Genomic DNA, 15,558 nt, shown 5'->3' on the forward strand with positions numbered 1-15,558 from the left:
CGTGAACATGCAGTCGGCCCAGCGCCTCGATCAGGGCGCGGACCTCGTCACGGTCCCTACGCACCGCCGGGACGAACACCGCGTCCTCGACGCTCTGCTGCGCCAGCCCGGTCAGCACCCCATCCGGGCCCACCTCCAGGAAGTGGGTCGCCCCGCAAGCGGTCACCCCGTCGGCGAACCGCACCGCGCCACGCACATGCTCCACCCAGTACGAGGGATCGGTCAGCTGCCCAGGCTCGGCCAGACGACCCGACACGTTCGAAACAACCGGGATCGTCGGCTCGTGAAAGGTGACACCGCTGATCGCCTCCGCGAACTCCGCCAGCATCGGCTCCATCAACGGCGAATGGAACGCGTGCGAGACCCGCAACCGGCGCGTCCGCACCCCAGCCCGGCCCTCGATCTCCGCGATCGCCGCCTCATCACCGGACACCACCACCGCGGACGGACCATTCACCGCCGCCACACCAACCCGGTCCTCACGACCAGCCAGCAACGCCAGCACCTGCTCCTCCGAAGCCGCGACCGCCAGCATCGCCCCACCGGCAGGCAACGCCTGCATCAACCGAGCACGCGCCGCCACCAGCGCACACGCATCCTCCAGCGAGAACACCCCCGCCACATGAGCAGCCGCGACCTCCCCGATCGAATGACCCACCAGCACATCCGCCCGCACACCCAACGAAGCCAGCAACCGATACAACGCCACCTCGAAAGCGAACAACGCAGGCTGCGTCATCCCCGTCTCGCCCAGCACACCCTCAGGATCGGAGAACATCACCTCACGCAAAGGATGCGGCAACAACGGGCCGAGCACCCGGCAGATCTCGTCCAGCTCAGCCCCGAACACGGGGAACGCCTCGGCCAGCTCCCGGCCCATACCGACCCGCTGACTACCCTGCCCCGCGAACAACAACGCCAGCTTCCCACCGGAACCACTGCCCGAGATCCCAGCGGAGGGATCATCGGCCAGCGCCCGCAAACCGGCCACCAACTCGTCCCGATCGGCACCCACCACCACCGCACGCTGCTCCAGCACCGCCCGGCCCGACGCCAACGACCACGCCACATCAGCGACGTCCAGCTCCGGTCGCGCCGTGATCCACGACGCGAGCCGACCAGCCTGCCCCTCAAGGCCTTCCAGACTCTTCGCCGACACCAGCCACGGCACCACCGGCATCTGTGCCACCGGCTCGGGCTCCGGCTCCGCAACCGGACCCTGCTCGATGATCACGTGCGCGTTCGTGCCGCTGATCCCGAACGACGACACAGCAGCCCGGCGGGCGTGCCCGTTCTCCTGCCACGGCTGCGGCTCGGTCAGCAGCTTCACCGCACCCGCCGACCAGTCCACGTGCGGAGAAGGCTCCTCAGCGTGCAACGTCTTCGGCAACACCCCGTTGCGCAGCGCCATCACCATCTTGATCACACCGCCCACACCTGAGGCGGCCTGCGTGTGACCGATGTTCGACTTCAGCGACCCCAGCCACACGGGCCGATCGTCAGGCCGCTCTTGGCCATAGGTCGCCAGCAGTGCTTGAGCCTCGATCGGGTCGCCCAGGGTCGTGCCGGTGCCGTGCGCCTCCACCGCGTCCACATCCGCCGTCGACAAACCGGCATTCGCCAAAGCCTGCCGGATCACCCGCTGCTGCGACGGACCATTCGGCGCCGTGATCCCATTACTCGCACCATCCTGATTGACCGCACTACCCCGGATGACCGCCAGCACCCGATGCCCCAGCCGCCGAGCATCCGACAACCGCTCCACCAGCAGCACACCAACGCCCTCACCCCAACCCGTGCCATCAGCACCAGCCGAGAACGCCTTACACCGCCCATCCGGCGCCAACCCCCGCTGACGCGAAAACTCAATGAACATCCCCGGCGTCGACATCACCGTCACACCACCGGCCAACGCCAGATCACACTCACCCGACCGCAACGCCTGCGCCGCCCAATGCAACGCCACCAAAGACGACGAACACGCCGTATCCACCGTCACCCCAGGACCTTCCAGCCCCAACGTGTACGACACCCGGCCCGACACCAAACTCCCACCACTCGTATTCGCCGGCGTCCCCAACCCATAATCGTGATACATCACCCCCGCGAACACACCCGTCCGACTCCCCCGCAACCCCGTCGGATCAATCCCCGCCCGCTCAACCGCCTCCCACGACGCCTCCAACAACAACCGCTGCTGCGGATCCATCGCCAACGCCTCACGCGGCGAAATCCCGAAAAACCCCGGATCAAACTCAGCCGCGTCATACAGGAACCCGCCGTGCCGCGCGTAGGTCTTCCCCGGCGTGCCAGGCTCCGGCCCGTACACTCCTTCGACGTCCCAGCCGCGGTCCGCGGGGAAGTCTCCGATGGCGTCCTGAGCCTGTGCGACCAGCGCCCAAAGGTCCTCCGGCGACAGCACGCCGCCGGGATAGCGACAGGCCATTCCCACGATCGCGATGGGCTCGTCGACCGCGGTCGCTGCCACGACGGCCTGCGCCGCCTGCCCGCCGAACAGTTCGTCCGCCAGGAACTCCGCCACCGTCTCAGCGGTCGGGTAGTCGAAGATGAGCGTGGCCGGGAGCGGCAGCCCGGTGGCCGCCGTGAGCTGGTTACGGAACTCGACGGCCGTCAGGGAGTCGAAGCCGAGCTCCTGGAACTGGCGCTGCCGGTCGATCGCCGACCCGTCCGCGAAGCCGAGTACCGTGGCCGCGGTGCCGCGTACCAGGTCCGAGAGCGTCGTCAGGCGTTCTGCTGGGCTCAGCGCGGCCAGGCGCTGCGCGAGCCCGGCGGACGAACCCGCGCGGCGCACCGCGGAGCGGCTGCCGGTCCGGGCCTGGACGAACCGCGCGGGGATCAGCGCGGCCTTGCCCGAGGACACGGCGGTGTCGAAGAGGGCCAGCCCGTCGTCGATGGACAGCGGCTTCACACCCGCGCGCTCCATGCGGCGCAGGTCGGACTCGTCGAGCTCGCCCGCCATGCCGCCGGTCGCCCACAGGCCCCAGGCCAGCGAGGTGGCCGGCAGGCCGTGCACTCTGCGGTGGTGCGCCAGGGCGTCCAGGTACGTGTTGGCCGCGGCGTAGTTGGCCTGGCCCGCGCTGCCGAGCACACCGGCCAGCGAGGAGAAGAGCACGAACGCTTTCAGGTTCAGGTGTTGCGTGAGCTCGTGCAGGTGGCGGGCGGCGTCGGCCTTGGGCCTCAACACCGCGTCCAGACGTTCGGGAGTGAGGGACGCGATGACGCCGTCGTCCAGGACGCCGGCCGTATGGACCACGCCCACCAGATCGTCCACGCCCTCCAACACCCGGGCGAGCGCGTCGCGGTCGGCCACGTCGCAAGCGGCCACGTCGACCGCGGCACCCAGCTCCGACAGCTCCGCCACCAGCTCGGCCGCACCGGGCGCGTCCGGCCCGCGCCGGCTGACCAGCAACAGGTTCCTGACCTCGTGCTCGGTCACCAGGTGACGAGCCACCAGCGCGCCCAGCCCGGCCGTACCACCGGTGACCAGCACCGTGCCTTCGGGGCCCTCGGGCCCGAACACGGGCTCACGATCGGCCAGATCCGCGACCCGGCTCATTCGTGGCACCAGCAGCTGACCGTCCCGCACAGCGACCTGCGACTCGCCGGTCGCCAACGCCTGGCCGACCGTCTCGGCGTCGAGCCGCTCGGTGTCGGCGTCCAGGAGCACGAACCGGCCGGGCTGCTCGGACTGCGCCGCCCGCACCAGACCCCACACGGGCGCCAGGCCCAGGTCCACGTCCTCGTCCGCGTTCACGGCCACCGCGCCACGGGTGACGATGACCAGCCGCGACGACGCCGTGCGCTCGTCGGCGAGCCAATCCTGCGCCAGCGCCAGCGCCGCATGGGTCGTGGCGTGCAACTCCGCGCCTGTGCAACGGGTCAGGACCGCGTCCGGCACGTCCGCCGCGTCGACGGAGGCCAGATCCGGGTGGACCTCCGCCCCGGTGCCGAGGTCGTCGGTGCCCAGCACCAGCCACCGGAGCGCGTCCTGCTCGGCGGCGGCCGGGGCCGCGGTCCACTCGAGCTGGTGCAGCAAGCCCTGGCTTTCTGACGCGCTGAGCTCGGCCGTCGACACTGGCCTCAGGGTGAGCGCGTCGATCTCGGCCACCGGGACACCGGTCTCGTCCGCGATGCTCAACGTGATGCTGGTGTCGGAAGCTCCTCGGGTGACCTTGACCCTCAGACCGGGCGCGCCCGCCGCGTGCAGCGAGACACCGCTCCAGGCGAACGGCAGATACGGCCGCCCCGACTCCGCTCTCGGCACCAGATCGCCCAGCGCCGCAGCGTGCAACGACGCGTCCAGCAACGCCGGGTGCAACCCGAACAACCCTGCGTCGGCGTGCGCCCGCTCGGGAAGGGCGATCTCGGCGAACACCGCGTCCTCGTGCTGCCAGGCAGCCACCAGCCCCTGGAAGAGCGGCCCGTACTCGAGGCCTGACACGGCCAGATCGTCATACACGTGCTCGACGTCGATCGGCCGGGCATCGGCCGGCGGCCATTGCGCCAGCCCGAGCAGTGGCTGCTCCGTCTGACCGGCCAAGACGCCCTGCCCGTGCTGGACCCACTCTCCCGCGCTGGCGTTGCGGGAGTGGATGCTCACCGGGCGGCCACCCGACTCATCGCATGGCCCGGCCACCAACTGCACGTGTACTCCGCCGTCGGCAGGCACCAGAAGGGGTGCCTGGAGGGTCAGTTCGAGCAGGTGCGGGGAGGCCAGTTCCTGGCCGACACGGAGTGCCAGCTCCACCAGCGCCGCGCCCGGCACCACCACCCGGCCGTTGACCTGGTGATCGGCCAGCCACGGCTGGGCGGCGAGCGACAACCGGCCCGTGAAGGTGTGGGTGTCGGAGTCCGGTGCGGAGATGGCGGCGCGGAGCATGGGATGGTCGATGGCGCCCAACCCGGCGGCGTCCACGTCACCGGAGTCAGGACTGACCGGCACCCAGAACCGCTCGTGCTGGAAGGCATAGGTCGGCAAGTCCACGAACCGGCCTGGGGTCAGCGTTGCCGTCCAGTCCACGGTGACGCCCTCGACGTGCAGCCGGCCCAAAGCCTCGACCAGCGCGCGGACCTCCTCACGGTCCTTACGCACAGCCGGGACGAACACCGCGTCGATACTCTGCTGCGCCAACCCCGTCAGCACCCCATCCGGACCCACCTCCAGAAAGACGCTCGCCCCGCAAGCCGCCACCCCATCGGCGAACCGCACCGCACCCCGCACATGCTCCACCCAGTACGAGAGATCCGTCAGCTGCCCAGGCACAGCCAGACAACCCGACACATTCGAGATCACCGGAATGGTCGGCTCGTGGAAGGTGACCCCGCTGATCGCCTCGGCGAACTCCGCCAGCATCGGCTCCATCAACGGCGAATGAAACGCATGCGAGACCCGCAACCGGCGCGTACGCACCTGCGCCCGGCCCTCGATCTCCGCGATCGCCGCCTCGTCACCCGACACCACCACCGCGGCCGGACCATTCACCGCCGCGATCCCGGCCCGGTCCTCGTACCCGTCGAGCATCGGCAGGACATCCGCCTCCGGAGCGGCCACGGCCAGCATCGCGCCACCAGCAGGCAGCGCCTGCATCAACCGAGCCCGCGCCGCCACCAGCGCACACGCATCCCCCAGCGAGAACACCCCCGCCACATGAGCAGCCGCGACCTCCCCGATCGAATGACCCACCAGCACATCCGCCCGAACCCCCAGCGACGCCAGCAGCCGATACAACGCCACCTCAAAAGCGAACAACGCCGGCTGCGTCATCCCCGTCTCGCCCAGCACACCCCCCGGATCGGAGAACATCACCTCACGCAACGAATACGGCAACAACGGCTCGAACAGGGCGCAGATCTCCTCCAACGCCTGCGCGAACACCGGGAACGCCACCGCGAGCTCGCGGCCCATGCCGACCCGCTGACTCCCCTGACCCGCGAACAAAAGCGCCAGCTTCCCACCGGAACCACTCCCCGAGATCCCCGCAGAGGGATCATCAGCCAGCGCCCGCAACCCGGCCAGCAACTCGTCCCGATCAGCACCCACCACCACCGCACGCTGCTCCAGCACCGCCCGGCCCGACGCCAACGACCACGCCACATCAGCGACGTCCAGCTCCGGTCGCGCCGTGATCCACGACGCGAGCCGACCAGCCTGCCCCTCAAGGCCTTCCAGACTCTTCGCCGACACCAGCCACGGCACCACCGGCATCTGTGCCACCGGCTCGGGCTCCGGCTCCACCGGACCCTGCTCAATGATCACGTGCGCGTTCGTGCCGCTGATCCCGAACGACGACACAGCGGCCCGGCGGGCGTGCCCGTTCTCCTGCCACGGCTGCGGCTCGGTCAACAGCTTCACCGCGCCCGCAGACCAGTCCACATGCGGCGACGGCTCACCCACATGAAGCGTCTGAGGCAGCATCCCGTTGCGCAGTGCCATGACCATCTTGATCACACCACCCACACCGGCGGCGGCCTGCGTATGACCGATGTTCGACTTCACCGAGCCGAGCCACAGCGGCTCCTCCCGGTCCTGACCGTACGTAGCGATGAGTGCCTGCGCCTCGATCGGATCACCGAGCTTCGTACCGGTGCCGTGCGCCTCCACCGCATCCACATCCGCCGCCGACAACCCGGCGTTCGCCAGCGCCTGCCGGATCACCCGCTGCTGCGACGGACCATTCGGCGCCGTCAACCCGTTACTCGCACCATCCTGATTGACCGCGCTGCCCCGCACCACGGCGAGCACCCGATGCCCGTTCCGTTCCGCATCCGACAACCGCTCCACCAGGAGCATGCCGACGCCCTCGCCCCAGCCTGTGCCGTCGGCGTCAGCGGAGAACGCCTTGCACCGGCCGTCCGGGGACAGGCCGCGCTGGCGCGAGAACTCCACGAAGGTGCCGGGCGTGGCCATCACCGTCACGCCGCCGGCCAGCGCCATGTCGCACTCGCCCGACCGCAACGCCTGGACTGCCAGGTGCAGGGCCACCAGCGAGGAGGAGCAGGCCGTGTCGACCGTGACGGCGGGGCCTTCCAGGCCCAGGCTGTAGGACACCCGGCCGGAGGCGATGCTGCCCGAGCTGCCCGTGCCGATGAGCCCTTCGAGCTCACCTGGCACAGCCGACAGTTGGGGCGCGTAGTCGTGGTACATGACCCCGGCGAACACGCCGGTCCGGCTGCCGCGCAACCGGGTCGGGCTGATCCCGGCCCGCTCGATCGCCTCCCACGACGTCTCCAGGAGCAGCCTCTGCTGCGGGTCCATAGCGAGGGCTTCGCGCGGCGAGATCTCGAAGAACCCCGGATCGAACTGGGCGGCGTCGTACAGGAACCCGCCGTGCCGCGCGTACGAGGTGCCCCGGCTGTCCGGATCGGGGTTGTAGAGCTTGTCCAGGTCCCAGCCACGGTCGGCGGGGAACTCCCCCACCCCGTCACGAGCCTGCGCCACCAGCTCCCACAGGTCCTCCGGCGACAGCACACCACCCGGATACCGGCACGCCATCCCCACGATCGCGATCGGCTCGTCGACCGCCGCGGGAGCAGCAACCACGGCCTGCGCCGCCTGGCCGCCGGCCAGCTCGTCCGCCAGGAACTGTGCCACGGCCTCGGCCGTCGGGCAGTCGAAGACGAGGGTGGCCGGCAGGCGCAGCCCGGTGGCCGCGTTCAGCTGGTTGCGGAACTCGACGGCCGTCAGGGAGTCGAAGCCAAGTTCCTGGAACCGTTTGCTCGGGTCGACCGCCTCCGCGCCGTCGAAGCCGAGCACGGTCGCCGCATGGGTGCGGACCAGGTGGAGGAGGTCGGTCGGGTTCGTGCCGACCGTGCTCGCCCTGCGCGTGGGCACGCGGACCAACCCGTGCAGGAGCGCGGGCAGCGTACCCGCGTGTGCCTGGGCCTGGAGCGCCGGCATGCTCAGCACGGCAGGGACCAGGACGGGGTGTTGTGCGTGGACCGCGACGTCGAACAGGGTGAGCCCGTCGGCGATGGGCATGGGCATGATGCCGCCGCGTTCGAGGCGGCGCAGGCCGGACTCGTCGAGCTCGCCCGCCATGCCGCCGGTCGCCCACAGGCCCCAGGCCAGCGAGGTGGCCGGAAGCCCCTGAGCCCGCCGCAGCTGGGCGAGCGCGTCCAGCGACGTGTTGGCGGCGGCGTAGTTGCCCTGTCCGGCACTGCCGAGCACCCCGGAGAGGGAGGAGAAGAGCACGAACGCTTTCAGGTTCAGATGTTGCGTGAGCTCGTGCAGGTGGCGGGCGGCGTCGGCCTTGGGCCTCAACACCGCGTCCAAGCGCTCGGGAGTGAGAGAGGCGATGACGCCGTCGTCCAGGACGCCGGCCGTGTGCACCACGCCCACCAGATCGTCCACGCCCTCCAACACCCGGGCGAGCGCGTCGCGGTCGGCCACGTCACAGGCCGCCACCTCCACCCCGGCGCCCAGCTCCGACAACTCCGCCACCAACTCGGCCGCACCGGGAGCCTCCGGCCCGCGCCGGCTGACCAGCAACAGCCTCCTGACCTCGTGCTCGGTCACCAGGTGACGAGCCACCAGCGCGCCCAGCCCACCCGTACCGCCCGTGATCAGCACGGTTCCGTCAGGTCCGAACACCGGCTCACGACCGGCCAGATCCGCGACCCGGCTCATACGCGGCACCAGCAGCTGACCATCCCGCACAGCAACCTGCGACTCGCCGGTCGCCAACGCCTGCGCGACCACACTCGCGGAGTCGGTGTCCGGGTCCAGAGCCAGGTCCAGGAGCACGAACCGGTCCGGCTGTTCGGCCTGCGCGGCCCGCACCAGACCCCACGCCGCCGCCTGCGCCGGGTTCGGGACATCGTCCTGTCCCACCGCGAAGGCGCCGCGCGTGACGACGACCAGCCGCAGCCCCGGTTCGTCGGCGGCGCCGAACTCCTGCAGGGCGGCCAGCACGTCGTGCGTGGCACGCCTGACAGCGTCCGGGGCCGACGTCTCGGACATCGGCACGTCGAAGATCTCGTACGGCAGCGCGGGCGTCGCCACGCGGGCGGGGGGCCGCACCCAGCCGATCGTGAACAGGCTGTCGTGACGGGCTGTCTCCTGAACGGCGGAGCTCGGGCGGAGCGTCACCGAGCCGACCTCCATGACGGGCGTCCCGGCGGTGTCGGCCATGGTCAGGGCGACCACGCCGTCGTTGCCCGTGGGCGCGATCCTGACCCGCAGGACCGTCGCGCCCTCCGCGTGCAGCGCCACCTGGTTCCAGGAGAACGGAACGTACGGCCGTCCGGGGTCGGCCTGCGGCAGCAGACCGGCCATGGGGATGGCGTGGAGGGACGCGTCCAGGAGCGCCGGGTGCAACCGGAAGCGCCGGGCCTCGGCATGGGCCGTCTCCGGCAGGGCGATCTCGGCGTAGACGGCGCCGTCCCGCTGCCAGACGTTCTGGAGGCACTGGAAGGTATCGCCGTACTCCATGCCGGTCGCGGCCAGGTCGTCGTAGACGCCGCCGGTGCCGACGGGCTGGGCCCCGGGCGGCGGCCACTGCGCGAGGTCGAAGCCCGGTGCGGGGGCGGCCTGGGTGAGCACGCCCTGGGCGTTCTGCCGCCAGTCGGTGCTCTCCTCCGCCCTGGAGTAGATGGTCACCTGGCGCTGGCCCGATTCGTCGGGCTCGGTCACCACCACCTGGAGATGCAGACTCCCCCGCTCCGGCAGGACCATCGGCGCCTGGAGGGTGAGCTCGTCGAGCATCGAGCAGCCGGTCTCGTCACCGGCCCGTACGGCGAGTTCCACCTGCGCCGTCCCCGGCACGATCACCTGGCCGGCGACCACGTGATCGGCCAGCCACGGCTGTTCGGCCAGCGACAGGCGGCCGATGAGTGTGAGAGTGCCGGTTCCGGGGGCGGGCACGGTGGCGGTCAGCAGCGGGTGGTCCACGGCCACCAGGCCACCGCCCGAGGCGACGTCGCCGGTGGCGTAGCCGGCGTCGAGCCAGTAGCGCCGGCGCTGGAAGGCGTAGGTGGGCAGGTCGACGAACCGGGTGGGGACGTCGGCGAAGTAGGCGTCCCAGTCCACGGTGACGCCCTCGACGTGCAGCCGACCCAAAGCCTCGACCAACGCGCGGACCTCGTCACGGTCCCTACGCACCGCCGGGACGAACACCGCGTCCTCGACGCTCTGCTGCGCCAGCCCGGTCAGCACCCCATCCGGGCCCACCTCCAGGAAGCAACTCCCCCCGCAAGCGGTCACCCCGTCGGCGAACCGCACCGCGCCACGCACATGCTCCACCCAGTACGAGGGATCGGTCAGCTGCCCAGGCTCGGCCAGACGACCCGACACGTTCGAAACAACCGGAATCGTCGGCTCGTGGAAGGTGACACCGCTGATCGCCTCCGCGAACTCCGCCAGCATCGGCTCCATCAACGGCGAATGGAACGCATGCGAGACCCGCAACCGGCGCGTCCGCACCCCAGCCCGGCCCTCGACCTCCGCGATCGCCGCCTCATCACCGGACACCACCACCGCGGACGGACCATTCACCGCCGCCACACCAACCCGGTCCTCACGACCAGCCAGCAACGCCAGCACCTGCTCCTCCGAAGCCGCGACCGCCAGCATCGCCCCACCGGCAGGCAACGCCTGCATCAACCGAGCACGCGCCGCCACCAGCGCACACGCATCCTCCAGCGAGAACACCCCCGCCACATGAGCAGCCGCGACCTCCCCGATCGAATGACCCACCAGCACATCCGCCCGCACACCCAACGAAGCCAGCAACCGATACAACGCCACCTCGAAAGCGAACAACGCAGGCTGCGTCATCCCCGTCTCGCCCAGCACACCCTCAGGATCGGAGAACATCACCTCACGCAAAGGATGCGGCAACAACGGGTCGAGCACCCGGCAGATCTCGTCCAACGCCTCCGCGAACACCGGGAACGCCTCGATGAGAGAAACCCCCATGCCCACCCGCTGGCTGCCCTGCCCGGCGAACAACAACGCCAGCTTCCCACCGGAACCACTGCCCGAGATCCCAGCGGAGGATTCATCGGCCAGCGCCCGCAAACCGGCCACCAACTCGTCCCGATCGGCACCCACCACCACCGCACGCTGCTCCAGCGTCGACCGCGCGGAGACCAGCGCCTTACCGGCGACGGCGGGTTCGACGTCGTTCGCCGAAGCCCAGGCCGCGAGCCTGCCCGCCTGTTCGTGCAGCGCGCCGGCGTCGCTGGCCGAGATCAACCACGGCACGGCGGGCAGGGCGGGAGCATTCACGGCAACGGCGGGCTCGGAAACGGCCGGTCCCTGCTCGATGATCACGTGGGCGTTGGTGCCGCTCACGCCGAACGACGAGACGCCGGCCCGGCGTGGCCGGTCCCGTTCGTCCCACGGGCGGGCCTCGGTCAGCAACTCGACCGCACCCGCCGACCAGTCCACGTGCGGAGAAGGCTCCTCAGCGTGAAGTGTCTGAGGCAGCACCTCGTGGCGCATGGCCATCACCATCTTGATCACACCACCCACGCCGGCGGCGGCCTGCGTGTGACCGATGTTCGACTTCAGCGAGCCCAGCCAGAGCGGCTGGTCCCGGTCCTGCCCGTACGTGGCGAGAATGGCCTGCGCCTCGATCGGGTCACCGAGCTTCGTACCGGTGCCGTGCGCCTCAACCGCGTCCACATCAGCAACCGACAAACCGGCATTCGCCAAAGCCTGCCGGATCACCCGTTCCTGGGAGGGGCCGTTCGGGGCGGTCAGGCCGTTACTGGCGCCGTCCTGGTTGACCGCGGTCCCGCGTACGACGGCGAGGATGTGGTGCCCGTTGCGCTGGGCGTCCGACAGCCGCTCGACCAGCAGCATGCCCGCGCCCTCGCCCCAGCCTGTGCCGTCGGCGTCGGCGGAGAACGCCCTGCACCGGCCGTCGGCCGACAGGCCGCGCTGCCGGGAGAACTCCACGAACACGTTGGGTGTGGCCATCACCGTCACGCCGCCGGCGAGGGCGAGGTCGCATTCGCCCGACCGCAGAGACTGCGCCGCCAGGTGCAGCGCCACCAGCGACGACGAGCATGCCGTGTCCACGGTCACCGCCGGCCCTTCCAGGCCGAACGTGTACGCGACCCGGCCGGAGGCGATGCTGCCCGCGCTGCCGTTGAGCACGAACCCTTCGAATCCTTCCGGCGCCTGCGGCAGGCGGGTGCCGTAGTCGTGGTACATCACACCGGCGAACACGCCGGTGCGGCTGCCGCGCATGGCCTTCGGGCTGATCCCGGCCCGCTCGATCGCCTCCCACGACGTTTCGAGCAGCAGCCGCTGCTGCGGGTCCATCGCGGTCGCCTCGCGCGGCGAGATGCCGAAGAGCCCGGGGTCGAAGCGGTCGGCGTCGTGCAGGAAGCCGCCCTCGCGGGCGTAGCTGGTGCCGTGGTGGCCGGGGTCGGGGTCGTACAGGCCGTCCAGGTCCCAGCCACGGTTGTCGGGGAAGGTGGTGATCGCGTCGCCCGCCTGGGTGAGCAGCCGCCAGAGGTCCTCGGGGGAGGCCACGCCGCCGGGATAGCGGCAGGCCATGCCGACGATCGCGATGGGCTCGTCGGCGGGCGTGGTCTGTACGGCCACCTGTTCGGCCCTGGAGGCGCCGCTGAGCTCCGCGTACAGGTGCTCGGCCAGCTCGCCGGGGGTGGGGAAGTTGAACAGCAGCGTGGCGGGCAACCGCAGGCCGGTGGCGGTGTTGAGCCGGTTGCGCAGTTCGACGGAGCTCAGCGAGTCGAAGCCGAGGTCCTTGAACGCGGTGCCGGTGTCCACGGTGTCGGCGTTGGCGTGGCCGAGCACGTGCGCGACGTTCGTCCGGATGAGCGACAGCAGCGCGCCCTTGTCGGCCCGCGCGCTTGCGGGCCTGGGCGCGGCCGTCCTGCGCGCCGGGGCCTTGACCAGGGCGCGGAAGACCGCAGGGATCTCGTCCTGGCGGCGCAGCGCGGCCGTGTCCAGGCGGGCCACGATCTGCACGGCCTTGTCGAGGGCGATCGCCGCATCGAACAGGGACATGCCCTCCGCCACGGGGAGCGGCGCGAGCCCGACCCTGCCCAGCCGCGCCACGTCGAGCTGGCTGAGCGCACCGGCCATGCCGTTGTCGGACTCCCACAGCCCCCACTGGAGGGAGACGGCCGGCAGTCCCCGGGCCCGGCGGTGCAGGGCCAGGGCGTCCAGGTACGCGTTGGCGGCCGCGTAGTTGGCCTGCCCCGCGCTGCCGACCGTGGCGGCGACCGACGAGTACAGCACGAAGAACGACAGGTCGAGGTCCTGGGTGAGCTCGTGCAGGTGCCAGGCCGCATCCGCCTTCGGCCCGAAGACCCGGTCGATGTGGTCGGGCGTCAGCGAGGTCACGGCGCCGTCGGCCACGATCCCGGCCAGGTGCACGACGCCCGTCAGGGGGTGTCCGTCGGGGATGCCCGCCAGCAGGGCGGCGAGCTCGTCGCGGTCCGCCACGTCGCACGCGGCCACGGTGACCTGCGCACCGAGCTCGGTCAGCTCGGCGACCAGGGCGCCGGCGCCGGGCGCCGCCGGGCCGCGTCGGCTGGCCAGCAGCAGGTGACGTACGCCGTGCTCGGTGACCAGCCGCCGCGCGGCCAGAGCGCCGAGCTCTCCTGTGCCGCCGGTCAGCAGCACGGTCCCGCCCGCCGCTTCACCCGAACTCTCGGTTGCGGGCGGGCTCGTCACGTGGACGATGCGGGGGACGTGGATCTGCCCCTGCCGCAGGGCGATCTGCGGCTCGCCGGACGCGCAGGCACGCAGCATCGCATCCGCCGAGTCGGGGTGCTCGTCGGTGTCGACGAGGACGAAGCGGCCGGCGTTCTCGGACTGGGCGGAGCGCACCAGCCCCCACACGGGCGCGGTGGACAGGTCCGGCGCCTCGCCGTCGGTCACGCTCACCGCGCCGATGGTCACCAGCGCCAGCCGGGACCGCGCGAACCGCTCGTCGGCCAGCCACTCCTGGACGAGCGCGAGCACCTCGTACGTCCTGTCGCGGCCCTCGCCGGACCCGACCGGCGCCAGGACCAGCTCGGGAACCTGCCGGTCAGGTCCGACCGCCTCGTCCAGGGACGACAGGCCGTCGAGCATCAGCACCCGCTCCGGCTCCGGCCCGGCGGCCGTCGAGGTCACCCAGTCCAGCGTGTACGGGGTGCTCCCCGCCTGCAGGGCGGTCGTGACGGGCCGGACCACCAGCGAGTCCACCGTGAGGATGGGCGCGCCGGTGTGGTCCGCGACGCTCAGCGCCAGCTCGCCCGGCCCCTTCGCCGTCGTACGGACACGTGCCGCCGTCCCACCCGCCGCGTGCGGGGAGACGCCGGACCAGGCGAACGGCAGGAACGGCCGGCCCGGCTCGGTACGCGGCAGCAGGTCCCCCAGCGTGATGGAGTGCAGCACCGCGTCGAGCAGCGCCGGGTGGAAACCGAACCGCTCCGAGCCCGCCTGTGCCTGCTCGGGCAGCACGATCTCGGCGTAGACCGTGCCGTCGTGCTGCCAAGCACCCGCCAGCCCCTGGAACGCCTCACCGTATTCCAGGCCCGTCACCGCGAAGTCGTCGTAGAGGGTGCCGAGATCGATGGGCTGCGCGCCGGGCGGCGGCCACTGCGCGAGGTCGAAAGCGGGCTCGGCGGCGACCGGGCCCAGGGTTCCCTGGGCGTGCCGCTGCCATGCGGGGTCGCCTTCCGTACGGGAGTACACGGCGACGCCACGCCTCCCGCCGTCGTCAGGGCCGTCGATGACCACCTGGAGTTGTACGGGGTGCTCGTGCGTGATGACGAGCGGGGCCTGTATGGCCAGCTCGGAGACCGTCTCACAGTCCTCGGTCTCCGCGGCGGCCCGCAGCGCGATCTCGAGGAAGCCGGTGCCCGGCAGGATGACCGTGCCGTTGACCACGTGATCGGCGAGCCAGGGCAGCGCGGCCAACGAGAGCCGCCCGGTGAGCGTGATGGAGTCGGAGTCGGGTGCGGGCACGGCGGCGCTGAGGATCGGATGCTCCACCGCGCTCAACCCGGCGGCCGTCACGTCACCGATCGATCTGCCCGACTCCAGCCAGAACCGCTCGTGCTGGAAGGCGTACGTCGGCAGATCGACCAACCGGCCGGGAGCCAGCGCAGCCGTCCAGTCCACGGTGACGCCCTCGACGTGCAGCCGACCCAAAGCCTCGATCAACGCGCGGACCTCGTCACGGTCCCTACGCACCGCCGGGACGAACACCGCGTCCTCGACGCTCTGCTGTGCCAGCCCGGTCAGCACCCCATCCGGGCCCACCTCCAGGAAGTGGGTCGCCCCGCAAGCGGTCACCCCGTCGGCGAACCGCACCGCGCCACGCACGTGCTCCACCCAGTACGAGGGATCGGTCAGCTGCCCGGGCTCGGCCAGACGACCCGACACGTTCGAAACAACCGGAATCGTCGGCTCGTGGAAGGTGACACCGCTGATCGCCTCCGCGAACTCCGCCAGCATCGGCTCCATCAACGGCGAATGGAACGCGTGCGAGACCCGCAACCGGCGCGTCCGCACCCCAGCCCGGCCCTCGATCTCCGCGATCGCCGCCTCATCACCGGAGACCACCA

At 71.1% G+C, this 15,558-nt stretch carries 1 protein-coding gene; it reads right to left on the bottom strand.

Annotated elements, in window-relative coordinates; translation table 11 throughout:
- Positions 1–15,558 (bottom strand): type I polyketide synthase (locus tag E1294_RS55125; RefSeq protein WP_220448324.1); only part of this gene is annotated, 15,558 nt, incomplete at both ends.

The organism is Nonomuraea diastatica, assembly GCF_004349015.1.
Lineage (GTDB): Bacteria > Actinomycetota > Actinomycetes > Streptosporangiales > Streptosporangiaceae > Nonomuraea > Nonomuraea diastatica.